This is a genomic window from Achromobacter sp. ISS7 (assembly GCF_056523125.1).
In genome coordinates, this window is record NZ_JAWRZD010000001.1 from 4,076,391 (window position 1) to 4,102,235 (window position 25,845).

General features: G+C 68.6%; 28 protein-coding genes and 1 riboswitch. Of the genes, 17 read left to right on the forward strand and 11 right to left on the reverse strand.

The features are described from left to right. Window positions 1-13 precede the first annotated feature (13 nt). From AC1HFW_RS18335 to serA, 4 genes are all read left to right on the forward strand, one after another. Entirely contained in the window at window positions 14-1,801 is a 1,788-nt protein-coding gene (locus AC1HFW_RS18335) for a copper resistance system multicopper oxidase (RefSeq protein ID WP_479284740.1), read from the forward strand. A gap of 18 nt (window positions 1,802-1,819) precedes the next feature. After that, window positions 1,820-2,791: a copper resistance protein B gene (locus tag AC1HFW_RS18340; RefSeq protein ID WP_479284742.1), complete on the forward strand. Its 972-nt coding sequence runs from the start codon at window positions 1,820-1,822 to the stop codon at window positions 2,789-2,791. Window positions 2,792-2,809: 18 nt separating this feature from the next. Next, window positions 2,810-3,283 carry a DUF411 domain-containing protein gene (locus AC1HFW_RS18345; protein WP_479284744.1) on the forward strand — a complete coding sequence of 158 codons (474 nt, stop codon included), beginning with the start codon at window positions 2,810-2,812 and terminating at the stop codon, window positions 3,281-3,283. A gap of 136 nt (window positions 3,284-3,419) precedes the next feature. Then, window positions 3,420-4,619, forward strand: coding sequence for a phosphoglycerate dehydrogenase (gene serA, locus AC1HFW_RS18350; protein ID WP_006392621.1), 1,200 nt, complete (start codon window positions 3,420-3,422; stop codon window positions 4,617-4,619). A 174-nt stretch (window positions 4,620-4,793) separates the two neighbouring features. Here serA and AC1HFW_RS18355 read toward each other — a convergent pair whose 3' ends face one another. The 3 genes from AC1HFW_RS18355 to AC1HFW_RS18365 form a co-directional block, all read right to left on the reverse strand. After that, window positions 4,794-5,711 carry a hypothetical protein gene (locus AC1HFW_RS18355; RefSeq protein ID WP_241075655.1) on the reverse strand — a complete coding sequence of 306 codons (918 nt, stop codon included), beginning with the start codon at window positions 5,709-5,711 and terminating at the stop codon, window positions 4,794-4,796. A 320-nt stretch (window positions 5,712-6,031) separates the two neighbouring features. Continuing rightward, window positions 6,032-6,604 (reverse strand): HD domain-containing protein, encoded by a 573-nt coding sequence (locus AC1HFW_RS18360; RefSeq protein WP_479284747.1) that lies wholly within the window; start codon window positions 6,602-6,604, stop codon window positions 6,032-6,034. Window positions 6,605-6,692: 88 nt separating this feature from the next. Then, complete coding sequence (locus AC1HFW_RS18365) at window positions 6,693-7,568, reverse strand: LysR family transcriptional regulator (RefSeq protein WP_479284748.1); 876 nt, start codon at window positions 7,566-7,568, stop codon at window positions 6,693-6,695. A gap of 141 nt (window positions 7,569-7,709) precedes the next feature. On the opposite strand from AC1HFW_RS18365, the gene AC1HFW_RS18370 reads away from it, so the two are divergent. Genes AC1HFW_RS18370 through AC1HFW_RS18385 form a run of 4 tightly spaced genes read left to right on the forward strand, consistent with a single transcriptional unit; the run spans window position 7,710 to window position 10,671 of the window. After that, window positions 7,710-8,141, forward strand: a complete 432-nt coding sequence (locus AC1HFW_RS18370) for a VOC family protein (protein ID WP_006392614.1) — start codon at window positions 7,710-7,712, stop codon at window positions 8,139-8,141. A 24-nt stretch (window positions 8,142-8,165) separates the two neighbouring features. Beyond that, a complete protein-coding gene (gene pxpB, locus AC1HFW_RS18375) occupies window positions 8,166-8,900 on the forward strand; it encodes a 5-oxoprolinase subunit PxpB (RefSeq protein WP_006392613.1) in 735 nt (244 codons plus the stop codon). Beyond that, window positions 8,897-9,904, forward strand: a complete 1,008-nt coding sequence (locus tag AC1HFW_RS18380; protein WP_116520091.1) for a 5-oxoprolinase subunit C family protein — start codon at window positions 8,897-8,899, stop codon at window positions 9,902-9,904. Before pxpB ends, AC1HFW_RS18380 begins: the two co-directional genes overlap by 4 nt. Continuing rightward, on the forward strand, window positions 9,901-10,671 hold the full coding sequence (locus tag AC1HFW_RS18385) for a LamB/YcsF family protein (RefSeq protein WP_479284752.1): 771 nt from the start codon (window positions 9,901-9,903) through the stop codon (window positions 10,669-10,671). The genes AC1HFW_RS18380 and AC1HFW_RS18385 overlap by 4 nt, the downstream gene beginning before the upstream one ends. 96 nt (window positions 10,672-10,767) lie before the next feature. Here the strand turns inward: AC1HFW_RS18385 and AC1HFW_RS18390 are convergent, their stop codons facing one another. Both AC1HFW_RS18390 and AC1HFW_RS18395 read right to left on the reverse strand, forming a co-directional pair. After that, window positions 10,768-11,493: a GntR family transcriptional regulator gene (locus AC1HFW_RS18390; RefSeq protein ID WP_050813210.1), complete on the reverse strand. Its 726-nt coding sequence runs from the start codon at window positions 11,491-11,493 to the stop codon at window positions 10,768-10,770. A 91-nt stretch (window positions 11,494-11,584) separates the two neighbouring features. Next, window positions 11,585-12,223, reverse strand: coding sequence for a trimeric intracellular cation channel family protein (locus AC1HFW_RS18395; protein WP_054433137.1), 639 nt, complete (start codon window positions 12,221-12,223; stop codon window positions 11,585-11,587). A 267-nt stretch (window positions 12,224-12,490) separates the two neighbouring features. Here AC1HFW_RS18395 and AC1HFW_RS18400 point away from each other — a divergent pair, with 267 nt between their 5' ends. Next, entirely contained in the window at window positions 12,491-13,360 is an 870-nt protein-coding gene (locus tag AC1HFW_RS18400) for a universal stress protein (RefSeq protein WP_006392608.1), read from the forward strand. Between the two features lie 37 nt (window positions 13,361-13,397). Here AC1HFW_RS18400 and AC1HFW_RS18405 read toward each other — a convergent pair whose 3' ends face one another. The 4 genes from AC1HFW_RS18405 to AC1HFW_RS18420 form a co-directional block, all read right to left on the reverse strand. Next, window positions 13,398-14,678, reverse strand: a complete 1,281-nt coding sequence (locus AC1HFW_RS18405) for a muropeptide transporter (protein WP_061074424.1) — start codon at window positions 14,676-14,678, stop codon at window positions 13,398-13,400. Window positions 14,679-14,747: 69 nt separating this feature from the next. After that, the gene (gene metW, locus AC1HFW_RS18410; RefSeq protein ID WP_006392606.1) at window positions 14,748-15,362 is read right to left on the reverse strand and encodes a methionine biosynthesis protein MetW; all 615 of its coding nucleotides are present in this window, start codon (window positions 15,360-15,362) and stop codon (window positions 14,748-14,750) included. After that, a complete protein-coding gene (gene metX, locus AC1HFW_RS18415) occupies window positions 15,359-16,630 on the reverse strand; it encodes a homoserine O-succinyltransferase MetX (RefSeq protein ID WP_035359932.1) in 1,272 nt (423 codons plus the stop codon). Before metX ends, metW begins: the two co-directional genes overlap by 4 nt. Next, window positions 16,620-16,701: riboswitch (SAM riboswitch) on the reverse strand. (Overlaps the previous gene by 11 nt.) Window positions 16,702-16,792: 91 nt before the next feature. Next, window positions 16,793-17,548 carry a GntR family transcriptional regulator gene (locus AC1HFW_RS18420; protein ID WP_479284756.1) on the reverse strand — a complete coding sequence of 252 codons (756 nt, stop codon included), beginning with the start codon at window positions 17,546-17,548 and terminating at the stop codon, window positions 16,793-16,795. Window positions 17,549-17,730: 182 nt separating this feature from the next. Here AC1HFW_RS18420 and AC1HFW_RS18425 point away from each other — a divergent pair, with 182 nt between their 5' ends. From AC1HFW_RS18425 to AC1HFW_RS18450, 6 genes are all read left to right on the forward strand, one after another. Further along, window positions 17,731-18,012 carry a UxaA family hydrolase gene (locus AC1HFW_RS18425; RefSeq protein ID WP_006392603.1) on the forward strand — a complete coding sequence of 94 codons (282 nt, stop codon included), beginning with the start codon at window positions 17,731-17,733 and terminating at the stop codon, window positions 18,010-18,012. A gap of 32 nt (window positions 18,013-18,044) precedes the next feature. Next, the gene (locus AC1HFW_RS18430; RefSeq protein ID WP_006392602.1) at window positions 18,045-19,220 is read left to right on the forward strand and encodes a UxaA family hydrolase; all 1,176 of its coding nucleotides are present in this window, start codon (window positions 18,045-18,047) and stop codon (window positions 19,218-19,220) included. A 152-nt stretch (window positions 19,221-19,372) separates the two neighbouring features. Beyond that, on the forward strand, window positions 19,373-20,386 hold the full coding sequence (locus tag AC1HFW_RS18435; protein ID WP_116520095.1) for a Bug family tripartite tricarboxylate transporter substrate binding protein: 1,014 nt from the start codon (window positions 19,373-19,375) through the stop codon (window positions 20,384-20,386). A 13-nt stretch (window positions 20,387-20,399) separates the two neighbouring features. Continuing rightward, complete coding sequence (locus AC1HFW_RS18440) at window positions 20,400-21,335, forward strand: hydroxyacid dehydrogenase (protein WP_061072592.1); 936 nt, start codon at window positions 20,400-20,402, stop codon at window positions 21,333-21,335. A gap of 30 nt (window positions 21,336-21,365) precedes the next feature. Continuing rightward, window positions 21,366-22,373, forward strand: coding sequence for an Ldh family oxidoreductase (locus AC1HFW_RS18445; protein WP_241069937.1), 1,008 nt, complete (start codon window positions 21,366-21,368; stop codon window positions 22,371-22,373). 52 nt (window positions 22,374-22,425) lie between these two features. After that, window positions 22,426-23,031, forward strand: a complete 606-nt coding sequence (locus tag AC1HFW_RS18450; protein ID WP_479284759.1) for an SUKH-4 family immunity protein — start codon at window positions 22,426-22,428, stop codon at window positions 23,029-23,031. A 42-nt stretch (window positions 23,032-23,073) separates the two neighbouring features. Here AC1HFW_RS18450 and AC1HFW_RS18455 read toward each other — a convergent pair whose 3' ends face one another. Then, window positions 23,074-23,973, reverse strand: coding sequence for an AEC family transporter (locus AC1HFW_RS18455; RefSeq protein WP_479284761.1), 900 nt, complete (start codon window positions 23,971-23,973; stop codon window positions 23,074-23,076). Between the two features lie 117 nt (window positions 23,974-24,090). Here AC1HFW_RS18455 and AC1HFW_RS18460 point away from each other — a divergent pair, with 117 nt between their 5' ends. Beyond that, on the forward strand, window positions 24,091-24,342 hold the full coding sequence (locus tag AC1HFW_RS18460) for a helix-turn-helix domain-containing protein (protein ID WP_006392596.1): 252 nt from the start codon (window positions 24,091-24,093) through the stop codon (window positions 24,340-24,342). Here the strand turns inward: AC1HFW_RS18460 and AC1HFW_RS18465 are convergent. After that, window positions 24,332-24,871, reverse strand: a complete 540-nt coding sequence (locus AC1HFW_RS18465; protein ID WP_006392595.1) for a hypothetical protein — start codon at window positions 24,869-24,871, stop codon at window positions 24,332-24,334. The two genes, AC1HFW_RS18460 and AC1HFW_RS18465, sit on opposite strands and share 11 nt — an antisense overlap. A 61-nt stretch (window positions 24,872-24,932) precedes the next feature. Here AC1HFW_RS18465 and AC1HFW_RS18470 point away from each other — a divergent pair, with 61 nt between their 5' ends. After that, window positions 24,933-25,826, forward strand: coding sequence for a lysophospholipase (locus tag AC1HFW_RS18470; RefSeq protein WP_479284764.1), 894 nt, complete (start codon window positions 24,933-24,935; stop codon window positions 25,824-25,826). Window positions 25,827-25,845 lie beyond the last annotated feature (19 nt).

Consider the following 25,845-nt stretch of genomic DNA (forward strand, 5'->3'; position numbering starts at 1 on the left):
CCGCGGATCCGTCATGAAAGCCCTCCCCATTCCCGCCCGCCGCCGCTTCGTGCAGGGGCTGGCCGCCGGCGGCGCGCTCGCGGCGCTGGGCGGCTGGCGCGCCGCCAGCGCGAGCCAGCACGCCGCCCCCGCCCTGCCCGCCGAACTGCGCGGCACCGAATTCCACCTGGAGATCGGCGAGACGCCGGTGAACTTCACCGGCGCCGCCCGCATCGCCACCACCGTCAACGGCCAGGTGCCGGCGCCGCTGCTGCGCTGGCGCGAGGGCGACACGGTGACGCTGCACGTCACCAACCGCCTGCGCGAACAGACCTCGATCCACTGGCACGGCATCCTGCTGCCCACGGACATGGATGGCGTGCCGGGCCTGAGCTTTCCGGGCATCGATCCGGGCCAGACCTTCACCTACCGTTTCGACGTGCGCCAGAGCGGCACCTACTGGTATCACAGCCACTCGGGCTTCCAGGAACAGACGGGCCTGTACGGCGCCATCGTCATCGACCCGAAGCGGCGCGATCCCATCGCCGCGGACCGTGACTACACCGTGCTGCTGTCGGACTGGACGGACGAAGACCCGATGCGGGTCTTCGACAAGCTCAAGGCCATGCCCGACTACTACAACCGCAACCAGCCCAGCGTCGAGAGCCTGATCCGCGACGCGGGCGAGAAGGGCTGGCGGGCGGCGCTGTCCGAGCGCCTGATGTGGGAGCAGATGCGCATGAACCCGTCCGACCTGGCGGACGTCTCCGGCGCCACGTACACCTTCCTGACCAACGGCGCGACGCCGACCGGCAACTGGACCGGCCTGTTCAAGCCGGGCGAGCGCGTGCGCCTGCGCTTCATCAACGGCTCGGCCATGACGTACTTCGACGTCCGCATCCCCGGCCTGAAGATGACGGTGGTGGCGGCCGACGGCCAGGACGTGCGGCCGGTCGACGTGGAGGAATTCCGCATCGCCGTGGCCGAGACCTACGACGTGATCGTCGAACCCGCCGAAGACCGCGCCTACACCATCTTCTCGCAGGCCATGGACCGTTCCGGCTACGCCCGCGCCACCCTGGCGCCGCGGCCCGGCATGCAGGCCGAGGTGCCCGCCGTCGATCGCGCGCAACTGCTCGGCATGATGGACATGGGCATGAAGCACGACATGGGCGGCATGGATCACGGCGCCGCGTCAGGGACGACAGCTGGCGCGATGGCCGGCATGAACCACGGCGCCATGCCCGGCATGGACCATGGCGGCGCCCACGGCAGCGGCGCGGACCAGGGCGGCATCGTCGAAGTCAGGCACCCCTATCCCGAGGAGCGCGGCCCCGGCAATTCGATGCTGCCCGACGTGGTCTCCACCCGCCTGGACGATCCCGGCGTCGGCCTGCGCGACAACGGCCGCCGCGTCCTGACCTACGCCGACCTGCGCTCGATCCGCGAGCCCGACGACAACCGCGCGCCAACCCGCGAGATCGAACTGCACCTGACCGGCAACATGGAACGCTACATGTGGTCGTTCAACGGCGTGAAGTTCTCCGACGCCAAGCCCATCGTGCTGCGCCACGGCGAGCGCGTGCGCTTCGTGCTGGTCAACGACACCATGATGACCCACCCGATCCACCTGCACGGCCTGTGGAGCGACCTGGAATCGCCCGACGGCGCCTTCCAGGTCCGCAAGCACACCCTGTCGCTCAACCCGGCGCAGCGCCTGAGCTACCGCGTCAGCGCCGATGCCCGCGGCAACTGGGCCTACCACTGCCACCTGCTGTACCACATGGAGGCCGGCATGTTCAGGGCGGTCGTGGTGGAGTAGGCGATGAGAAACCGGAATATGCGCACTTCCCTTCCCCCGTTCCGCCACGCCGCGCTGGCCGCCGCCCTGCTGGCGGGAATGGCCGGCCAGCCAGCCCACGGCCAGGCCATGAACGACCATGCCGCCATGGATCATGGATCGATGCCGGACATGGATCACGGTTCCATGCCCGGCATGCCCCCCGGTGCCGCCAAACCGCAAACGACGCCGGTTCCCGCCATGGATCACTCGTCCATGCCCGGCATGGATCATGGCTCACCCGCCTCCGCCGCCCCGCCCGTCGGCAGCCTGCCGTCCAGCGACGGCGCCGGCCAGCGTGGCTATGACAGCTACGGCATCCATCCGCACATGATGGACAACGCGGCCTCGTCGCGGCTGCTGTTCGACAAGTTCGGCGGGTCGCGCAACCGCGACGGCCAGAACGCGCTGGAATGGGACGGCCGCTTCTGGTGGGGCACCGCCACCGACCGGCTGGTGGTCAAGAGCGAAGGCGAACGCGAAAGCGGCGGCGGCTCGGACGCCAAGGTCGAAGCATTCTGGAGCCGCGCCATCTCGCCGTTCTGGGACCTGCAGCTGGGCGCGCGCCGCGACTTCGGCGCCGGCCCCAAGCGCAACTGGGCCGCGCTCGGCATCGAGGGGGTGCTGCCCTACAACATCGAGTTCGAGACCACCGCCTACGCCGGCCCGTCGGGCCGCACCGCGCTGGCAATGAAGGCCGAATACGACCTGCTGCTTACCCAGCGTCTGATATTCACCCCCGAAATCGAGGCCAGCGCCTACGGCCGCAACGACCCCGAACGCGGCATCGGCTCGGGCCTGTCCAAGGGCTCGCTGTCGCTGCGCCTGCGCTACGAGGTCACGCGCCAGTTCGCCCCCTACATCGGAGTATCCTTCGAACGTAAGTTCGGCCGCACCGCGGACTATGCGTCCGAGGCCGGCCAAGGCCGCTCGCAGGCCGCCGTGCTGGCGGGCGTGCGCTTCTGGTTCTGATCCTTCTCGCGGAGACCCATGAAAAAAACCTTCACCCCCGCCCGCCGCCTGATCCTCGCGGCCGCGCTGTCCCTGCCGCTGTACGCCCCGGTCCCGACCCTGGCGCAGGCGGCGCCCAAGGTCCAGGTCTGGAAGACCCCCACCTGCGGCTGTTGCGAAGACTGGGTCAAGCACATGCGCGACAACGGCTTCGAGGTCACCACCCACGACGTGCAGGACACCGGCGCGGTGCGCCGCAATGCCGGCATGGCCGACTACGGCTCCTGCCACACGGCCGTGGTGGACGGCTACGCCATCGAGGGCCACGTGCCCGCCAGCGACGTGCGCCGCCTGCTGCTGGAGAAACCGGACGCCGCCGGCCTGGCCGCCCCCGGCATGCCGCTGGGCTCGCCCGGCATGGACGGCCCCGAATACGGCGGCCGCAAGACCCCGCACGATGTCCTGCTGGTGGACAAGCGCGGCGGCGCCAAGGTGTTCCAGGCGTATCGTTGAGGCGCAGGGCCGGGGCCCGCCCCGGCCAGCCGCCTGAAACAATTCATCCCCACCAGGGCAATGGGTACCTCTTGCACCGCAGCAAAAATGCGCCACAATAAATAAAACGCATTTCCCACCCCGACCCCTGGCAGTCATGGCACACATCGTCCTGTTCGAGAACATCCACCCGAGCGCCCGCGCCGTCTTCGAAGCCGCCGGCTACACCGACATCGTCACGCACGCCGCGGCCCTGCCGCCGTCGCAGCTGCAGGACGCCCTGCGCGGCGCCCACGTCGCGGGCATCCGTTCTCGTACCCACCTGGATGCCGCCCTGCTGTCCGGCAGCCCCGACCTGCGCGTCGTCGGCTGCTTCTGCATCGGCACCAACCAGGTCGACCTCGACACCGCCATGCAACGCGGCATCCCGGTGTTCAACGCGCCCTTCTCCAACACCCGCTCGGTCGCCGAGCTGGTGCTGGGCGAAGCCATCCTGCTGTTGCGCCGCATCCCCGAGAAGAACGCCCGCGTCCATCTCGGCCACTGGGACAAGAGCGCCGCCGGCGCCTTCGAGACCCGCGGCAAGACCCTCGGCATCGTCGGCTACGGCAACATCGGCTCGCAGATCAGCACCCTGGCCGAAAGCCTCGGCATGCGCGTCATCTACCACGACGTCGAAGCCAAGCTGCCGCTGGGCAACGCCCGCCCGGCCGGCTCGCTCAACGACCTGCTGGAGCAGGCCGACGTCGTCACCCTGCACGTGCCCGGCGGCAAGTCCACCGAGAACATCATGAATGCGGAGACGATCGGGCGCATGCGCCGCGGCGCCATCCTCATCAACGCCTCGCGCGGCACGGTGGTCGACATCGACGCCCTGCACGCCGCGCTCAAGTCCGGCCACCTGGCGGGCGCCGCGCTCGACGTGTTCCCCACCGAACCCAAGAGCGCCGACGAACCGCTGGCCAGCCCGCTGATCGGCCTGCCCAACGTCATCCTGACCCCGCACATCGGCGGCAGCACGCAGGAATCGCAAGAGAACATCGGCCGCGAAGTGGCCGAGAAGCTGGTGCGCTTCCTGCAGGCCGGCACCACCAAGGGCGCGGTCAACTTCCCCGAGCTGCCCTACCTGGAGCAGGCCGGCGCCACCCGCATCCTGCACGTGCACCGCAACGCCCCGGGCGCGCTCGGCACGCTGGACAACCTGATGGCGCAGCACGGCCTGAACATCGTCAGCCAGACCCTGCAGACCAAGGGCCAGATCGGCTACGTGATCACCGACGTCGAAGGCCAGGTCGACGACCTGGTCATGACGACGCTGCGCGATCACCCGATCACCGTGCGCTGCGACCGGCTGTAAGGCACTTATCGTGGCCAGGGGATTCACATGGGAATCCCCGCCGTGACCGCCCTTCCTCCCGCTAGCGGAGTTTTGAATGCTCGCGGTAATCCCCCACATGCGATTCAGAGACAGGTCATCGGAAAATGACGCAGTCGCTTGATCGCCTGAAGCTCATTGAGTCTCAGACCCGCCTCAAACACGCGGCCAAACCAGTTCTGCTGCCAGACAACAGATAAGACGATGATCGTCCACGTGAAAAATTTCGGGATTTGTTGAGTCCTGCCTGCCTACGAAAAAAAGCCACCCTTTCTCCCGGCTATTTTTCTTGGCTCGCTCGGCAGCCTCCTCGCGAGTCGTCTCGAATTCCCTGATCAGCACATCCCGACGAGACTGACTCCATCCCGACCAGTCGACGTGGACGCGTGACAAGCTCGCGTGTTCCTTTTTTTCCTCAATCCAATCCCCCACGTTCAGCGTCAGCACACAGCATGCATCGGTGAGGACGGGCTCCACCCTCCAGCGAATTGCAGCGAAGTACAAATGTTTCGGGTTCTTGAAATGAGAAGGTCGCCGACTGGCCAGATACCAAAATATTTCGGCGTAGGTTTTTCCAGGAACATCAGGGACGGAAAGAGGCAAACTCGCCCGATCATATGGGAAATTGATGTATGTCCGACATGCGGGCCTGATGGTCTTTACTGTGTGCCCGTGATGTCGGCTAGGGGCGCATCCTCCCATCGATCGACTTTTACTGCCAACGAGTGGATTTCCGGATTTCGCACCACCACCCGATACAACTGGACGTTCATCGCTCAGGAGCAACTTGCTCGGGAAGGGCACGGGAAAGCCCTCTGATTGCCCGATGCGACCTGTCTTTGCACGATTGATGATCTTCTCTTCACCATCCACATTGCATTCCGGCGCATGCTTATTGACTGGTCCCAAGGTGAAATAAGGGCGTTTCCTATTTATCCCTTTGACATAGGACGCGGGAAATACGCCCACTCCACACCCCCGGCAGATATAGCGGTCCTGATCGACCTTTAGCAAGGCCCACAACTCTTCGGCCTCAACCAGATCAAGTGTGTATTTGTCCCTTGCCGTATCCACTGCGCTGATATCTCCTCGGAAAGTCGGTTTACCGCTGTCGTGGCCCCGGTTCTCTATGAACCGATGTTCACACTTACAAAGGTCGTAACGTCAGTGCGACGTTGTTATTCCCTATACGGCCTCATTCGTCAGGAACTTTATATGCCGATCAACGCCAGCCGCCATTTCCGATGCGCCATCGTCAACAGTCGAACAGCATTTCCGGACAGTCTCATCGGCGGCGGCGCACCGCTCCTTGATTCCCGAAATTAATGGAGGAGGTGTTGTTGAAGGCAACCGTCCCACGGTGCCTATCCATCGTGCCGCCCCTTCGCCGACGCCTACACCGCGAAATGCGCCGCCACCCATCGTTCACAGACCTCCCACAAGCGCGGCGCGCCGCGCTGGATGACCGGGCCGTAGCGGGCCAGCACCTGCTCGCGCGACACGCCGTTCTCGGTCCAGGTGCCACCGCCCGTGAACACGTTGATCAGCAGCGGCTGGAAGCGATCGAGCGCCTTGGCGAAGCGCGCATCGTCGCTCTCGGCCTGCTCGAATTCGCGCCACAGCGCCAGGAACTCATCGCCCTGCGACCCCGGCAGCAAGCCGAACAGCCGTTCGGCCGCCCTGTCCTCCTGCTCGGCCTGCCAGGCGGCCGACGAGCCGCCATGGATCGGGAAGTCGCCGACGTCGATCTCGACCACGTCGTGCAGCAGCAGCATGCGCATGACCCGCTGGGTATCGACCGCGCCGCTGGCGTATTCGCTCAGCACCAGCGCGTACAGCGCCAGGTGCCAGGAATGCTCGGCGGAATTCTCCTTGCGGCTGCGGTCCAGCAGCGGCGATTGCCGCACCACGGTCTTGAGCCGGTCGATTTCGCGGAGGAATTCCAGCTGTTTTTCCAAAGGGGTCATGCGTGGGCGTCCTGCGTTGGGAGTCGGTGTCAGGCCGGCGGGCCGGCATTCCCGGGATTTTCCGACAGAAAGCCGCATCCAGCCAGGCTCAGGGCGTCAGCGTGGTGCCCGCCGCCCGCGCCAGGCACTCGGCCATCTTGCCGCCGACGCTGCCGGCGTCGAACGGCAGGCGGCCGATGATGCCGATCTCGCGATGGAACGCCGCCTCGCCCAGCGACACCAGCCGCAGCCCGTCCAGGTCGAGCCCGCGCAAGCGCGGCAGCAGCGCCACGCCCAGCCCGTGGCGCACCATGTTGGCGATGGCCTCGATCTCGTCGAGTTCCACCGCCTCGTGCACCGTGATGCGCTGCTTCTTCAGGAACAGGTCCACCACGCGTCCGCCGAAGGACGCGCGGTCGTAGCGGATGAAAGGCTGCGCGGCCAGCACCTCGCGCCACGGCGCCGGCGCCATCGCCGCTGGCATCGCCAGCACCACTTCCTCGCGCAGCAGCGGCTGCCAGCCCAGTTCGGGCGGCAGCGTGAACGGCGGCCGGATCAGCAGCGCCATGTCGACCTCGCCCGCGTCGACCTGTCCCAGCAGCGACAGCGACACCCCCGGCACGATCCGCACCCGCACATCGGGATAGCCGGCGCGGAACTCGCCCAATGCGCGCACCAGCAGATCCTGCTGCACCGAGGCGATGGCGCCGATGCGCAGCGACCCGCTGATGTGGCCCGCCCCCGCCGAAGAGGCCATGCGCTCGGCCATGGCCACCAGTTCCTCGGCCTGCGGCAGCATCTCGCGGCCATGGTCGTTCAGCACCGCCGCGCGCGCGCTGCGGTCGAACAGCGCCACGCCCAGGTAGTCCTCCAGGCGCTTGATCTGGGCGCTGACGGCCGACTGGGTCAGGCCCAGCTGGGCCCCCGCCCCGGTGAAGGTGCCGTCGCGCGCCACGGCGATGAAGGTCTTGAATTCTTTGATCACGATCAATATTTTCGATGCTAAGACACAAAAAATATCGTTTTTCAATCAAAAAAACAATTCATAAACTAGCAACTCAGGACACGACCCGATGGTGACGGTCCGCATTCTGAATTACCTTTTCCGCCTTATCCGGAGCTTTTCATGACCGCTCAAACCAACCTGCCGCCGTTCCACCTGGCCTTCCCGGTCCGCGACCTGGCCGAAGCCCGCGCCTTCTACGGCGAAAAGCTGGGCTGTCCGGAGGGCCGCAGCTCGCCCGACTGGATCGACTTCAACTTCTACGGCCACCAGATCGTCGCCCACCTGGCCCCCAGCGAGTGCGGCCACAAGGCCACCAGCGCGGTCGATTCGCATAATGTGCCCGTGCGCCATTTCGGCGCGGTGCTTTCCATGGAACAATGGGAAGCCATGGCCAAGCGCCTGACCGATGCCGGCACCGAGTTCGTCATCGAGCCCTACATCCGCTTCAAGGGCGAAGTCGGCGAACAGGCCACCATGTTCTTCCTGGATCCGTCGGGCAACGCGCTGGAATTCAAGGCGTTCAAGAACATGGATTCGTTGTTCGCCAAGTAATCCGTCTCTACAGGTTTCGTGCCGTTGAACGCTATATCAGACATATCTTCTCCGGCCGAAACCTCCTGGCGCATCCAGCCCCAGGGTGACCGCTGCCTCATCGTCTCGTTCGGCGACCAGATCGACGCCACCATCGGCCGCACCTGTCTGGCGGCGGCGCGCAAGCTGCGCGACGCCGGCCTGCCGGGCGTGACCGACGTGGTGCCGTCGTTCGTGGCGGTGGCGGTGCATTACCGGCCCGACGGCCTGGGCAACGGCCCCACCTATGCCGACCTGGCCGAGCGCATCGAAGCGTTGCTGGCCGACGGCATCGCGGCCGACAACGCCGCCGGCCGCGAGGTCGACGTGCCCGTCTGCTACGGCGGCGAACACGGCCCCGACCTGCAGGACGTCGCCAAGGCCGCCGGCCTCACGCCCGACGAAGTCATCGCGCTGCACAGCGGCCCGCGCAGCATGGTGTTCATGCTGGGCTTCGCCCCCGGCCACGCCTACCTGGGCGTGCACGACGAAAAACTGAATCTGCCGCGGCGTGCCTCGCCGCGCACCGCCGTGCCGCCCGGCGCGGTGGCCATCGCCAACCGCCAGACCGTGATCTACCCCAACCGCCTGCCCGGCGGCTGGCACATCATCGGCGCCACGCCGCTGACCATGTTCGACCCCGCGCGCGAACCCGCCGCTTACCTGCAACCGGGCGACTCGGTGCGCTTCGTGCCGATCACCCCCGACGAATTCGAGCGCCTGCGGGAGGCCCGGCCGTGAGCGTTGCCGTCATCAAGCCGGGCATGCTGTCCAGCTTCCAGAACCGCGGCCGCGAAGGCTACCAGCACCAGGGCATCCCGGCCGCCGGCGCCATGGACGAACGCGCCCACCGCCTGGCCAACGCGCTCGCCGGCAACAGCGGCGACCCCGCCACGCTCGAGATGACCCTGACCGGCCCCACGCTGCGCTTCGATGCGCCGGCCTGCTTCGCGCTGGCGGGCGCCGACCTGGGCGCCACGCTCAATGGCCAGGAGATCCCGCCGCACCGCCCCCTGATCGCCCGCGCCGGCGACACGCTGGCGTTCGGTGCCCGGCCCGCCAACGGCGTGCGCGCCTACCTGGCGGTGCACGGCGGCTTCGCGCTGACGCCGGTGATGGGCAGCGAAACCACTTACCTGCGCAGCGGCTTCGGCGGCTTCGAGGGCCGCGCGCTGGCCAAGGGCGACCAGGTCGGCCTGCGCCAGGCGCTCGACGGCCGCGACCTCGACGCCTTGCAAAAGGCCCTGTGGGACCTGCGCATCTACCTGCCCGGCGCGCTCGGCAACAAGCAACGCGACACCATCCGCTTCCTGCCGGGCATGCAGTGGCAGGAATTCTCCGAAGCCACCCGCCATGCCTTCGGCGGCTCGGAATTCCGCATCAGCCCGCAGTCCGACCGCATGGGCTACCGCCTGCAGGGCCCGGCGCTGTCCATGAGCCAGCCGCGCCAGATGCTGTCCGAGGCGGCCTGCTTCGGCACCGTGCAGGTGCCGTCGGGCGGCGAGGCCATCATTCTCATGGCCGACCGGCAGACCACCGGCGGCTATCCCAAGATCGCGCAGATCGCCACCGTCGACCTGCCCCTGCTGGCGCAATACGCGCCGGGGCGCACGCTGCGTTTTTCCCTGATCGAACTCGACGAGGCGCAACGCCTGGACGGCGAGCGCGAACGCGCCTTCACCCAATTGCTGGACGCGCTGGCGCCGCTGCGCGCGCTGCTGGCCCAGACAGGAACCCCATCATGAGCACAAGCATCGACCTGAACTGCGACATGGGCGAAAGCTACGGCGCCTGGAGCATGGGCAACGACGCCGCCGTGCTGGCCTTCGTCAGCTCGGCCAACATCGCCTGCGGCTTCCACGGCGGCGACCCCGCCACCATGCGCAAGACTGTGGCCGCCGCCCTCAAGCAGGGCGTGGCGCTGGGCGCGCATCCCAGCCTGCAGGACCTGGTGGGCTTCGGCCGCCGCGCGATTCCGATCACGCCGGACGAGGCCTACGACATCACGGTCTACCAGATCGGCGCGCTGGCCGGCGTGGCCGCCTCGCAAGGCGCGCGGCTGCATCACGTCAAGGCGCATGGCGCGCTCTACAACATGGCCGCCAAGGACGAGAACCTGGCGCGCGCCATCTGCCAGGCGGTCAAGGACGTGGACGCCTCGCTGGTGCTGTATGGGCTGGCGGGCAGCAAGCTGGTCGACGCCGCGCGCGCCATCGGCTTGGTCGCGGCCAACGAGGTCTTCGCCGACCGCTCCTACCAGGACGACGGCTCGCTCACGCCGCGCACCCGCGCCGGCGCCATGATCGAGGACGTCGACCAGGCGGTGGCGCAGGTCGTGCGCATGGTCCAGGAAGGCAAGGTGCGCTCGGTCGACGGCAAGGACGTGGCGGTGCAGGCCGACACGCTCTGTATCCACGGCGACCAGCCCAATGCGCTGGTGTTCGCCCGCGCCATCCGCGAAGCGCTGGAACGCGCCGGCATCGCCGTGCGCACGCCGTCCGCGCACGCCTGACGCCACCCTCCGCGGACGCGGATGGCGGACCATCTTGCTTGAAGGTGAAGGGTCAGGGCCGCGCCGGCATCTCGAATGCCGGACGCGGTCGCGAACTCAGGCGCGGCCGAAGCGCGACGCCGGCTCTTCGGCGTCCTGCAAGGACGCCTCGTGGTACGCCCGCAGGATGCCCGGCAGCACGTCGACCACGTAATTGCGCGTCAGCTCGGCGGCGCGGTCGAAATCGCGCTTGTCCAGCGCCTGCGTGATGCCCTGGGTGTAGGCCTGCAGGTTGTTCGAGGCCATGGTCTGCCTGGCCAGCAGGTAGCGCAGCGGCTCGACCTGCTCGTATAGCTTGGTCAGCACGTCCGCCAGCGGCGAATTGCCGGTGAAACGGGCGCCGGCCAGGTAGAACTCGCGCAGCGCCGAGATATAGGCGCGCACGTCGCGCTTGGCGATGGCCGCGGCGATCGCCTCGTCATAGCTGCGCAGTTCGGCCACCAGCGGCGAGATGTCTTCGATCTCGGCGACCTGGCGGATGCAATAGGCCTCCAGTTCCGCGCGCAACTGATACAGGTGGCGGATCTGGGTCTCGGTGTACAGGGTGACCCGGAAGCCTTTGCGTTGGACGTGCGTCACCAGGCCGCTCAGTTCCAGCAGACGCAGCGCTTCCCGGATGGGACTGCGGCTGGTGCCGAAACGCTGCTCCAGTTCCTGTTCCCGCAATGGCTGCCCGGGCCTGATAGTGCCATCCACTATCAATTCACGAATCTGTTCCTGAAGGAAATACGGAATCGTGGCGGGCGCTTTGACGTCCAATCGGCTCCCCTTGTACTGCGTGATGCAAGTATTGCGACAGCGACAAGATACTAGAAATTTATTGAAACACAAATAGGAAAATTGTTGCAGAGATACACGTCAGCAGGGGGAGACCTCAGTGCCAATCGTCGCGGTATACGAACTTCGGCATCTGCCAGTTGAAGCGCAGCGCCAGCAGGCGCAGCGCCAGTCCGACCGCCAGCGCGATCGGCACGGCGGCGTTGGCCGGCAGCCCCAGGGCCTGCACGCCCAGGTAGAGCGCCCCGGTCACCACCGATACGCTGGCGTATAGCTCCTTGCGGAACAGCAGCGGCACCTCGTTGCAGAGCACGTCGCGCAGCACGCCGCCAGCGCAGCCGGTGATCATGCCGCTGATCAGCACCACCGTGATCGGCAGCTGCATCAGCTGCGCCACCTGGCAGCCGATGACCGTGAACGCCACCAGGCCGAGGGCGTCGGCCAGCAGGAACACGCTGCGCAGGCGCCGCATCACCGGGGCGATCAGCGCGGTCAGCAGGGCCGCGCCCGCCGTCATCCACAGGTACTCGGGGTGCACCACCCAGGTCAGCGGATAGTGTCCCAGCAGCACGTCGCGCAACGAGCCGCCGCCCAGCGCGGTGACGCAGGCGATGATGCACACCCCCATCCAGTCCATGTCGCGCCGGCCGGCAGATAGCGCGGCGGTCATGGCTTCGGCCACGATGGCGACCAGGTAGAGCGTGTGCAGCAGGGCGGGCGAAAGATCGTAAAACATGGCGCGGGCGGAAAAAGGGGCGAAGGTCGCCCGGAAATCGGGGAACGGTCCGGGGGACGGTCGGCGGCAGGCCCCATTGTATTGACGCGGGCGGCGGAGGGCGCATTGCCGGACGGCCGCGTCTCCCTTACGCTGGAAGCGCGTTGACATCGGTCAAGCCCCGGTCCGCGCCCCGGCGGGACAATGGGAGTGTGCCCGCAAGGGCGATATCGGCCGGACGGCGGGCTAGCGGGAGTCACCGGCCCGGCCCCATCTCGGGAGAAACGTATGTCGCAACAACCTGGCCCCATCCTTCTGGCCACGGACCTCAGCGCGCGGGGCGATCGCGCCCTGGATCGCGCGCTGCAACTGGCCAAGGAACTCGATACCAAGCTGGTCGTGCTGCACGTCATGGAAAACCACGGCGTGTCGGCGCGCCTGACCACCCCGGTCTGGCGCCGGCTGGCCGCGGACCACAAGTCGGTGGCCGAGCGCGAGCTGGCCGAAGACCTGGCCAACGCCGGCGTCGCCACCGAAGTCGTGGTGGTCACGGGCGATCCGCTGGTGCGCATCATGGAAACCGCCGACAGCTTCGGCTGCTCGCTGATCATCGCCGGCATCGCCCGCGACGAGACCCTGGGCCGGCTGCTGCTCGGCACCACGGTCGAGAAGCTGGCGCGGCAGGCGCGCCAGCCGGTGCTGGTGGTCAAGAACCGGCCGCGCAAGCCGTATCGCGACGTGCTGGTGGCCACCGACTTCTCGGCCGGCTCGCGCCAGGCGCTGCGCGCCGCGCTGCAGCTGGTGCCCAACGCCGACCTGACGCTGTTCCATGCCTACGACGTGCCGTTCCAGGGCAAGAACGTGCCGGACGACGCCGTGACCCGCAGTTTCTATCATGCGGCCGAGCAGAGTTCGCGCGAATTCATCGCCGAGACGCCGGAACTGGCCGACGTGACGCCGCCCAAGGTGGTGCTGGAATGCGGCCAGCCGGAAACGGTGCTGTCGGAATACTCGTTCAACCACCGTTCGGATCTGGTCGTCACCGGCACCCACGGCCGCACCGGCCTGCTGCGCACCGCCATCGGCAGCGTCGCCGAGCGCCTGCTGGAAGCGCTGCCCAGCGACGTGCTGATCGTGCGCCTGACCGACGAGGCGTGACGCGCCGCCCTGGCGCCGGGCCCTGGCGGGCCTGGCGTCAGGCGTCGCCGTCCTGCATCATGGCCTCGATGCGGCCGCGCAGCAGATACAGCAGCAACAGGCCCGGCAGCGCAATGACCACCGTCACCAGGAAGAACCCGGGCCAGCCCAGGTGTTCGACCAATGGCGGCGTCAATGGCCCGGCCAGATAGGTCCGGCCCACGGCCGACAAGGCGGACAACAGCGCGAACTGCGTGGCCGAGAAGCGCTGGCGGCACAGGGCCATCAAGAGCCCGACGAAGGCCGCCGTGCCCAGGCCGCCGCACAGGTTTTCCAGCCCCACCGCCGCGCCCATCAGCCAGATGCTCTTGGGGCTGACGGCGATCAGCCAGTAGCCCAGGTTGGACACCGCCTGCAGCAGGCCGAACACCATCAGCGACCGGTACAGCGTCCAGCGCGACATGATGAGTCCGCCGGCCAGCGCGCCGACCACGGTCGCGGCCATGCCCATGACCTTGTTGACCGCGCCGACCTCGGTGGGCGTGTAGCCCGCGCCGCGGATCAGGAAGGTGGTCGAGAGCGCGCCGGCAAAGGCGTCGCCCAGCTTGTACAGCACGATCAGCAGCAACACCGCCACCGCGCCGCGCCGGGTGAAGAACTCCTGCAGGGGCGCCGACACGGCCTCGCCCAGGCTGCGCGGCGGCCTGGCCACGTGCTCCGGCTCGGGCGCCCACAGCGTCGCCAGCGCGCACAGCAGCATCAGGCCGCCCATCACCACATAGGTATTGCCCCAGCCGATCCACTGGTCGGCCAGAATCAGCGCCAGGCCGCCCGACACGATCATCGCCACCCGGTAGCCCATGACCTTGATGGCCGCGCCCGCGCCGCGCTCTTCCTTGCGCAGCACGTCGGTGCAATAGGCGTCGAAAGCGATGTCCTGGGTGGCCGACAGGAAGGCCACCAGCACCGCCAGCATGGCCAGCGTCTGCAGCGCCGAGGACGGCGACAGCGTGCCCATGACCATGATCGCCAGTCCCAGCAGCACCTGTGTCACCAGCATCCAGCCCCGGCGCCGGCCCAGCAGCGGCGGCGCATAGCGGTCCACCAGCGGCGCCCACAGGAACTTGAGCGTGTAGGCCGTGCCCACCAGGGTCAGGAAACCGATCTGCTGCAACGGCACGCCGGCCACGGTGGCCCAGGCCTGCAAGGTGCCGCTGGTCAGGGCCAGCGGCAATCCGCTGGCGAACCCCAGGACCAGCAGGGGCGCGACGCGAGGACTGGTGTAGACGTTGGATACAGCGGTAATGACGGTCTCCTGGAACGAGCCGGCGCCGCGCATGGTCATGCGCGGCGGGCTTGCGGCATTTTAGGCGCTGCCGCCCGGGCCGTCAGCCCGCGTTGCAGAATGTCAGGGCGAGGCGAAGCGGTACACCGCCAGGGTGCTGCGCCAGCTCGGGAAGGTCTTGATCTCGCGCCCTTCGTTGAAGGTGGCGCGCTCCAGGATGCGCAGGCCCAGCTCGCCGGCCAGCTGCTCGAAGTCGCGCAGCGTGCACAGGTGGATGTTGGGCGTGTTGTACCACTGGTAGGGCATCTGCCCCGTCACCGGCATGCGGCCGCGCAGGATGGCCCAGCCGTGCGGCCAGTAGCCGAAGTTGGGAAACGACACCACGCCGTGGCGCGCCACCCGCGCCATTTCGCGCAGGATGTGCTCGGTGCGGTGCATGGATTGCAGCGTCTGCGACAGCACCACGGTGTCGAACTGCTTGTCGTCGAACAGCGCCAGGCCGTCTTCCAGGTTCTGCTGGATCACCTCGACGCCGCGCCGCACGCAGGCGATGACGCAGGTGTCGTCCAGCTCGACGCCCGCGCCGCGCACCTGGCGGTGGTCGCGCAGGTGCGCCAGCAGCGCGCCGTCGCCGCAACCCAGGTCCAGCACGCGGCTGCCGGGCTCGATCCAGCTGGCGATGCGCGCCAGGTCGGGCCGCAGCGCAACGAGGGCCGGACGGGGAGTCACAGGAGTCATGCGGAGCGTCCTTCGGTCTGGGTGGCGCCGGTCAACGCCAGCTCGCGGGCGATGCGCTCGTAATAGCCGCGCACCACGGCATGGTAGCGCGCGTCTTCCAGCAGGAAGGCGTCGTGCCCGTGCGGCGCGTCGATCTCGGCGTAGGTGACCGGGCTGGCGTTCTTGAGCAGGGCGCGCACGATCTCGCGCGAGCGCTCCGGCGGGAAGCGCCAGTCGGTGGTGAACGACACCAGCAGGAAATCGGCCTTGGCCGGCGCCAGCGCGCGCGCCAGGTCGCCGCCCGTCTTGCGGGCCGGATCGAAATAATCCAGCGCGCGGGTGATCAGCAGGTAGGTGTTGGCGTCGAAATAGCGGGTGAACTTCTCGCCCTGGTAACGCAGGTACGACTCGACCTCGAACTCGACGTCGTAGCCGTAGTGGTAGGCGCCATCGGCCGCCGGCTCGCGCTGGGCGCGGCCGAATTTCTCGGCCATGTCGTCGTCGGACAGGTAGGTGATATGGCCGATCATGCGCGCCACCGACAGGCCGCGGCGCGGCACGGTTTCCTGCGCGTAGTAGTCGCCGCCGTGGAAATCCGGATCGGTGATGATGGCGCGCCGCGCCACCTCGTTGAAGCCGATGTTCTGCGCCGACAGGCGCGGCGTGCTGGCGATGACCACGCAATTGGCCACGCGCTCGGGCAGCGTAATGGCCCAGCTCAGGGCCTGCATGCCGCCCAGCGAGCCGCCCATCACCGCGGCGAAGCGCTCGATGCCGAAGTGGTCCGCGACCCGGGCTTGCGCCTGCACCCAGTCTTCCACCGTCAGCACCGGGAACGCGGCGCCCCAGGGCTTGCCGGTCTCGGGGTTGATGCTGGCCGGACCGGTCGAACCGAAGCACGAGCCCAGGTTGTTGACGCCGATGACGAAGAACACATTGGTGTCCACCGGCTTGCCGGGGCCCACCATGTTGTCCCACCAGCCGACATCGCTGGGGCTGTCGGCCGCCTGGCCGGCCACGTGATGCGAGGCGTTCAGGGCGTGGCAGATGAGCACGGCATTGCTGCGCGCGGCGTTTAGCGTGCCATAGGTCTCGACCGCCAGCTCGTACGAAGCCAGCGACTGGCCGCTGAGCAAGGCCAGCGGCTCGTCGAAACGCAGGAAGACGGGAGCGACCAGCCCGACGGAACCGGGATCAGCGGCGTCGGACTGAGTGATGGCGGCGGCGGGCAGGGTCGCGAGCGCGGCGCTGGCCGAATCACCGGCCAAATGTTGGGCAGGAGTGGTCATACGGACCTCTTTAGCTGGATTTATTGGAAGGCGCCCGCAAGCGGATCAGGCAAATCGGCGCCGAAAATTGGGTACTGCGGCAGGAATTCTAGCACTGCTTGCGGCCGGGACGGCAAGCGCCCCCGGCGCGGCCGTCGTCCGGCGCAAGCGTCCGGGCGGGCCTCAGGCGCCCGCCTCCCAGGGCTCGTGGCCCAGGTATTCGTAGCGTTCGGTGTTGACGCGCGAGATGCGCCATTCGACCGGCTGGCGGTTGTAGGAATACGCCAGGCGGCGGATCTCCAGCAGCGGCCCGCCCTCGGCCACGCCGAGCCAGCGCGCATGGGACCGGTCGGCCAGGCAGGTGCGCAGGCGCTCGTCGGTGGCGATGACGTTGACGCCGAACAGGTCCTGGTACAGCGCGTACAGCGTGCTGGCGCGTTCGCGCAGGTGCGCCTCGGTCATGCCCGGAAAGCGCGACTCCGGCAGGCAGATGTCGTCGACCATCACCACGTCGCCGTTCAGCGACAGCATGTTGAGGAACTCGAACACGTAGGCGCCGGCGGGCAGGCCGAGCTTGTCGCGCGCCTCGGCCGACGCCTTGACGCGGCGAAAGCGCAGCAGCTCGGTGGCAGGATACGACTTGTGGCCGTCCTGGCGCAGGATGCGGAAGAACTTGAAGAAATGGTGGTTGCGCGTGTGCACCGCGACGTAGGTGCCGCGGCCCTGGTGGCGCACCAGGATGTTCTCGGCGGCCAATTCGTCGATGGCCTTGCGCAGCGTGCCGATCGACACGCCGAACCGTTCGGCCAGGTTCTTTTCCGGCGGAATCGCCTCGCCCTGCTTCCATTCGCCTTGCGCCAGCGCGGCAAGCACGGCCTGCTTGACCTGCTCGTACAAGGGACTGCCCAAAGGCACAGTCGATGACAGGCTGGTGTTCATGGGTACATCGCAATATTCAGGGGCCTCCAGTGTAGCGACGCGGGGCGCTTCGGCTCAAGTCATACAATTCATATATATGATTTAGTTGACATGCCGAAAAACGAGCCATAAGATTTGCCGGACGTTGTTGATCCGAAGCGCCCGCGGCACTCCGCCGCACGCTCACCCTGGAGAGAAAGACGATGATTCACGCCGTATTGCACGATGCCAAGGACACGGTGGCGGTCGCCGTGGTGGAGGGCCTGACCGCCGGAACGGAACTCAATGCCTGGATCATGGACGAGGACAAGATCGTCCACGTGCGGGCCTCGCAGGACATCCCCATCGGCCACAAGGTCGCGATGAAGGACATGGCCGTGGGCGACACGGTCTTCAAGTACGGCGTGGACATCGGCCGCGTGGTCGCGCCGATCCAGGCCGGCCAGCACGCCCACGTGCACAACATCAAGACCAAGCGCTGGTAAGCCGCCTCCCCTCGCCCACACAGGAAACCATCATGTCCGTCATCAATGCTCAGACCACCTTCCAGGGCTACCGCCGCGACAACGGCCGGGTCGGCGTGCGCAACCACGTCATCGTGCTGCCCGTGGACGACATCTCCAACGCCGCGGCCGAGGCCGTCGCCAACAACATCAAGGGCACGCTGGCCCTGCCCCACCCCTACGGCCGCCTGCAATTCGGCGAAGACCTGGAACTGCACTTCCGCACCCTCATCGGCACCGGCTGCAACCCCAACGTCGCCGCGGTAGTGGTGATCGGCATCGAGGAAGGCTGGACCAAGCGCGTGGTCGACGGCATCGCCGCCACCGGCAAGCCGGTCATGGGCTTCAGCATCGAACTGCACGGCGACCACGACACCATCATGCGCGCCTCGCGCTGCGCCAAGGAATTCGTGCATTACGCCACCGCGCTCACGCGCAGCACGTGTCCGATCTCGGACCTGTGGGTCTCGACCAAGTGCGGCGAGTCCGACACCACCTCGGGCTGTGGCGCCAACCCGACCGTGGGCAACGCCTTCGACAAGCTCTACGCGCTGGGCTCGACCCTGGTGTTCGGCGAGACCTCGGAACTGACCGGCGGCGAACACATCGTGGCCGAGCGCTGCGCCAACGACGCCGTGCGCGAGCGCTTCATGTTCATGTTCGACCGCTACCAGGCCATGATCGATCGCTGGAAGACCAGCGACCTGTCCGAATCGCAGCCGACCAAGGGCAATATCGCCGGCGGCCTGACCACCATCGAGGAAAAGGCGCTGGGCAACATCCAGAAGATCGGCAAGCAGTGCCGCGTCGACGGCGTCATCGACAAAGCCGAGATCCCCGACGGCCCGGGCCTGTGGTTCATGGACTCGTCCTCGGCCGCCGCCGAGATGGTGACGCTGTGCGCGGCCTCCGGCTACGCGGTGCACTTCTTCCCCACCGGCCAGGGCAACGTCATCGGCAACCCGATCCTGCCGGTCATCAAGATCTGCGCCAACCCGCGCACCGTGCGCACCATGTCGGAACACGTCGACGTCGACACCAGCGCCCTGCTGCAACGCGAGATCGACCTGAACCAGGCCGGCGACAAGCTGCTCGAATGCATGCTCGCCACCGCCAACGGCCGCTGGACCGCGGCCGAGGCCCTGGGCCACCGCGAGTTCGTCCTGACACGCATCTTCGAAAGCGCCTGACGGCGCCCGGCCGGCGCGCCGCGCGCGCCGGCCCTCCCGCGCAGTTCCTCGCAGCACACACGCACAAAAGCATGCAGACCCGGGCGCAAGCCGCCACGGCAGCACAGGCGTAAGCATTCCTACCCGGGCGCCACCCCCAAGGAGGAAGACATATGAATCGCGAGCAACACCCCCCACTCGACGACGCGCAGCGCCGGCGCGTGCTCGGCGCGCTGGGCGCCGCCGGCCTCTGTGCGCTGGCACCCTGGCAACAGGCCCTGGCGCAAAAGCGCGCCTGGCCGGAACGGCCGATCAACTACGTCGTGCCGTTCCCGCCCGGCGGCCTGACCGACGTGGCCGCGCGCCAGGTCGGCAAGGCGCTGAGCGACGCGGAGCGCTGGAACATCGTGGTCGAGAACCGCCCCGGCGGCAGCGCCAACATCGGCGCGGCCCACGTGTCGCATGCCGCGCCCGACGGCTACACCTGGCTGGCCATCACGCTGTCGCACGCGGCCAACGCCACGCTGTTCGCCGGCAAGGCCGGCTACGACCTGACCCGCGACCTGACGCCGGTGGCGGGGCTGGCGTCCTCGCCCATCATGGTGGTGGTCAACGCCAAGAGCCCCATCAAGACCATGGACGACCTGGCCCGCGCGGCCGCCGCCAAGCCGCTGGCGGCGGGCTCCAGCGGCAACGGCACGCCGCCGCACCTGACGCTGGCGCTGTACCAGAAGCTGACCGGCGCGCCGCTGATGCACGTGCCGTACAAGGGCGGCGCGCCCTCGCTGACCGATCTCATCGGCGGCCACCTGGACGTGGTGTTCTCGAATTACCCCGAGTCGCTGTCGCACGTGAAGAACGGCTCGCTGCGCGCGCTGGCCATCACCACCCGCGAGCGCAGCGCCGACCTGCCCGACGTGCCCACGGTGGCGCAGGCCGGCCTGCCCGACCTGATCGTCGAGAACTTCACCGGCGTGATGGCGCCCGCCAGCACGCCGCCCGAACTGGTGCAGCGCATCGGCGCCGCGATCGTCCAGCAGGTCTCGCAACCCGCCATGAAGCAGGCGCTGCTACAGCTGGGCTTCGTGCCGCAGCCGCGCGGGCCGGCCGAGTTCGGCGGCTACCTGCGGTCCGAGGTCGATCGCTGGGCCAAGATCATCCGCGACGCCAACATCCAGATCGCCTGAAACCGGAGACCCCATGCACGTGCTTATCTCGGAGTTCATGGACGCCCCCGCGGTCGACGCCCTGCGGCAACGTTTCGACGTGCGCTACGCCCCCGACCTGGTCGAACAGCGCGACGACCTGCTGCGCGCCGCCGGCCAGGCCGACGCCCTCATCGTGCGCAACCGCAGCCAGGTCGACGCCGCCCTGCTGGCGGCTGCGCCGCGGCTGCGGGCGGTCGGCCGGCTGGGCGTCGGGCTGGACAATATCGACCTGCCCGGCTGCGCCGCGCGCGGCATCCAGGTGGTGCCAGCCACCGGCGCCAATGCCCGCGCGGTGGCCGAGTACGTCATCGGCGCCCTGCTCGTGCTGCTGCGCGGCGCCTATGCCGCCAGCGCCGCCGTGGCCGACGGCCAATGGCCCCGCGCCGCGTTGTCGCAGGGGCTGGAGGCGCACGGCCGCACGCTGGGCGTGGTGGGATTCGGCGGCATCGGCCAGTTGACCGCGCGGCTGGCGGCCGGCCTGGGCATGCGCATCGTCGCCTGCGACGCGGCCCTGCCGGCGGCGCATCCGGCCTGGGCCGAGTGCGGCGCCACGCGGCTGGAACTGGACGACCTGCTGGCACAGGCCGACGCCGTCACCCTGCACGTGCCGCTGACCGCCGGCACCCGCCACCTGCTGGACGCCGCCCGCATCGGCGCCATGCGGGCGGGCGCGGTGCTGGTGAATACCTCGCGCGGCGGCATCGTCGATGAGGCCGCCCTGGCGGCGGCGCTGCGCGCGGGCCACCTGCGCGGCGCCGCGCTGGACGTATTCGAACAGGAGCCGCTGCCCGCCGGCGGCGCCCTGGCCGGCGCCCCCAACCTGATCCTGACCCCACATATCGCCGGCCTGACGCAGGAAGCCAACACCCGCGTTTCCGACATGGTGGCCGCCGGTGTGACAATAGCGCTTACCGGCGGCGCCCAATGAAACGCGGCGCGCCTCGCTGACAGGAAGGATATGGCTCACATCTATCTGGACGAACTTCAACACCTGGCCGCGGCCAGCCTGGCCGCCGCGGGCGCCAACCCGGCCATGGCCGACAGCACCGCGCGCGCGCTGGTCTTCGCCGAAAGCCAGGGGCTCAGCTCCCACGGCCTGTCGCGGGTGCCGTTCTACGCCGGCCACCTGCGCGCCGGCCGCGCCCTCGGCAGCGCCGTGCCGCGCATCGTGCACGAACGCGGCGGCGCCGCGCTGATCGACGCCGGCTCGGGCCTGGCGTTTCCGGCCTGCGCATTGGCGGTGGCGGAAGCCGGCCGCCGCGCCCGCGAACACGGCGTGGCCTTCATCGGCGTGGCCAACAGCCACCATTTCGGCGAAGCCGGCTACCACCTGGAAGCCCTGGCCGACGCCGGCCTGGTGGCGCTGGCGCTGAGCAACTCGCCCGCGGCCATGCCGGCCTGGGGCGGAAAGCGTCCGCTATTTGGCACCAATCCCATCGCCGCCGTGTTCCCGCGGCGCGGCGGCGGCCGCATCGTCATCGACCTGTCGCTGTCGCAGGTGGCGCGCGGCAAGCTCATGATCGCCGCGCGCGACAACCAGCCGATCCCGCTGGGCTGGGCGCTGGATGCCGACGGCCAGCCCACCACCGACCCCAAGGCCGGCCTGGCGGGCAGCATGCTGCCGGCCGGCGGCGTCAAGGGCGCGATGCTGGCGCTGATCATCGAACTGCTGGCCTGCGCCCTGACCGGCTCGCACTTCGGCTTCGAGACCGAATCGTTCTTCGTCGACGAGGGCGGCCCGGCGCGCCTGGGCCAGGCCTTCATGGCCATCGACCCGGGTGCGCTGGCTGGCAACGAGGCCTACCTGGAACGCGTCGAAACGCTGGTGGACGCCATGCTGGAAGACGACGGCGTACGCCTGCCCGGCGACCGCCGCCGCAAGCTGCGCGACGAGGCGCTCAAACACGGGGTGGAGATTCCCGAGGCGCTGATGGCGCAGTTGCGCGCCATGTCGGGCGCGGCGTGATTCCCAACCCGCCCCCGGCGCACCGCGCGCGATGACAGCGGACGCCCCTGCCATGGACCACGACGCACTGGCCGGCCTTTATGCCGGCGGCGCCACCCGGCTGACGGCCGACACCCTGGCGGGCGCGGGCCTGGATCCGCGGGCCTGCGCCTGGCTGCTCGCCCACGGCCTTCCGGTGCGGCCCGACCCGGCCCTGGCCCTGGTCGAATTCGTGCCGCCCTTCGTGCACGCATCGGCGGATGGCACGGCGCTGGTGATCGCGCGCGAACCGTGGGCCGACGCGCTATGGCTGGCGGTCGCGCCCGACGGCCGTGTCGTGACCGCCGGCGAAGGCGCGCCGATGCTCATCAATACGCGGGTCGAGCACTTTCTGCATTTCCTCGCGGCCCTGCAACGGTTCCAGGCCGAGGCCAGCCGCCAGGATTCCAGTCCGCGGGTCTACACCCAGTCCGAGATGCAGGCCCGGCTCGATGCCCTGCGACGCGGTGAATTCGCGCGGCGAACCAAACCCGCGGCGGTGTCCGCCTCCCTGGCGTTCGATCGTCCCGCCGCGCTTGGCCTGCTCACGCAGGCCTGGCAACGGCACGATGCCGCCGCCCTGCGGCCCGGTGGCTGGTGGCGCCGCATCCTCGAACAGCTCCGCGACGGACTGCTGTAGTCGCGGCATGCGCCGCGGATCGGACGACGGCTGGCGCGCGGACTACGTCCCCGCGTGGCTGAACCAGAGCATCAGCGGCGCCAGCAGCAGGAACACCACCGTCGACACCAGCACCGCGCCGGCGGCCGTGTCGCCCATTTCGGTGTAGCGCTTGGCGTACATGTAGCTGACCACCGCGCACGGCATGGCCATCTGCAGCGTCAGCGCGCCGGCCAGCACCGGCTCCAGGTCTAGGACCCAGACGATCGCCAGGCCCGCGCCCAACCCCGTCACCAGGCGCATCACCGCCACCTTGGCGCCGTCGCGCAGGCCATTGGCCGGGATCAGCGCCAGCGCGTGCCCCAGGCTCAGCAGCATCAGCGGCACCGTCACCGCGCCGAGCATGCGGGCGGTCTCGATCAGCCAGGCCGGCACCGGGATGTGCAGCAGGCGCATGGCGACGGCCACCACCGAGGCCAGCAGGATCGGGCTTTTCCAGCTGCCCTTGGTGTTGACGCCGGGCAGCAGCCGCACCGCGATGGTGTGCATGACGAAGGAGTTGACGGCGAAGAACGCCACCGCCACCGACAGGCCGGCATCGCCGAACGCCAGTTGCGAGATCGGCAGGCCCAGGTTGCCGGCATTGGGCAGGAACGCCGTCGGCAGCAGCGTGCGCACCGGCAGGCGGCCCAGCTTGAGCAGCAGGGCGCAGACCAGCGCGCACAGCAACAGCGCCAGCAGCGTGGCGGCCGCCACGTCGGCCAGCGCGCGGTCGTCCAGGTGGGTGGTGACGAAGGTGTGGAACACCAGCGCCGGCGTGGTGACGGACGTGACCAGGGTGGTGATGAAGGCGCCGCCGAACGGCAGGTCGCGCTTGCCCCAGAAGACGCCGATGCCGACGCACGACAACAGCGGCAACATCAGCACGATGGCCGACAAATAGAACTGCGCGATGGCCAGCATCCGTTTATTCCGTCAGAGATTCAAAGGGTGATACGCAACGGCATCATCGCTTGTCCACGGCCGATCACAGGCCGGAACATGGGTTGTCTTTTGCCAGGAACCCGCGTCCCCGCCGCCATGTCCGCCGACCCCATTCTCGTCGCCCCGCTTGCACCGCTCAGCGTCCGGCTGTCGCCGCGCGAATCGGCTTCGCTGCACTGGAGCGCCGCCGGCAAGACCAGCTGGGAAACCGCCCGCATTCTGGACATCAGCGAAAGCACCGTCAATTTCCATCTGCGCAACGCCTGCCGCAAGCTGCAGGTGCGCGGCCGCCGCGCCGCGGTGGCGGTGGCGATCCGGCGGGGGCTGCTGTACTCGGTCACGGCTTGACGACGACCGACCTCAGGAATTCACGGGCCCGTTCCTCGGGCAGGCTGGCTTCGGTGCCCGCCGCCACCGCCTCGATCAGCATGGTGTCGGTCACCCACACCCGCGCCCGCAGCCAGCCGGGCTTGCCCATGGCCTTGCCCTGCACGTCGATGTCCTGCCCATAGGGCGGCCACTCGGTGGGCGGCGGCGCCTGCATGTTGACGTACAGCGAGCGCATCAGCGCCATGCCCAGCGCCTGCCGGGCCACGGGGTCCGCCGCGATCTCCGGCGGCAGCGGCGCCGATCCGATCGCGAACACCGCTTCGCCCACGGTGGCCGTGGCCAGGGTGAACGACAGCGTATGGGTGTCCAGCCGCAGCGCGCGGGTCTCGGTCTGCACCCGGTCCGGGAACGCCGCCCGCACCCGGCCGTCCGCCACGTCCACTTCGCGCCAGTTGTAACGGGGCGAGCAGGCGCTGACCAGCAGGGCCATCACAAGAATCAGCCCGGCTTTCTTGAACATGAAACGAAACAGCGATGAAATCGTCATTACCGTAAAGACTCCACGGTCTTTTCATTTCGAGGACAGCCCCAAATTGTCGCCGATTTCGATGACCCCAGCGCCCGACGGCACGCCCCTGGCCAATTATGTGTGGTCCGCCGCCCCGAATGTGCCCCCGCCGCTCATCGGCCCCGGCACGCCCGGCATCTACCTGCTGCATGGCCTGAGCGAGCATGCCGGGCGCTATGACCGGCTGGCGCGCTGGCTGACCGCCCGCGGCTGGACCGTGGGCGCCCATGACCACCGCGGCCACGGCCGCTCCGGCGGCCGGCCGGCCACCCTGGCGCACCAGGAAGACCTGGTGACCGACGCCGTGGCCCGCCTGGCCGACTGGACCGCCGCCCATGGCCGCCCGCCGATCCTGCTGGGCCATAGCCTGGGCGCCCTGGTGGCGGTGCGGATCGCCTTGCGGCGGCTGGCCGCGATCGACGCCCTGGTGCTCAGTTCGCCGCCCTTCGTGGTCAACGTGCCGCTATGGGTGCGCCGCACCCTGACCTGGATGTCCCTGCACGCGCCCGACTTGCGGGTGCCCCACGGCTTGGCGCCGGCCCGCATCTCGCACGACCGGGCGGTGGTCAAGGCCTATCGATCCGACCCCCTGGTGCGGCGCAGCATGACCGGCCGGCTGGCCCGTTTCGTCGACGACGGCGGGCGCGACTCCCTGCGGGAAGCCCACCTGCTGGCCTGTCGCACCCTGCTGATGGTGGCGGGCGACGACTCCATCGTGGCGGCCGAGGGCAGCCGCCAGTTCGCCCAGCGCGCGCCCGCCGAATTGCTGACATTGCGCTGGTACGACACAGCCTGGCACGAGATTTTCAACGAAACCGCCCCCATCGCCGACCCGGTCTACGCCGACCTGGACGAGTGGCTGGCGCGCACCGCCGCGCAATTGTCCCTGTCCCCAGTACTGGCTCCCTCGGCAGAGGAGGCCAGCACCCCGTAAAATCCGGCGACAGACCCCA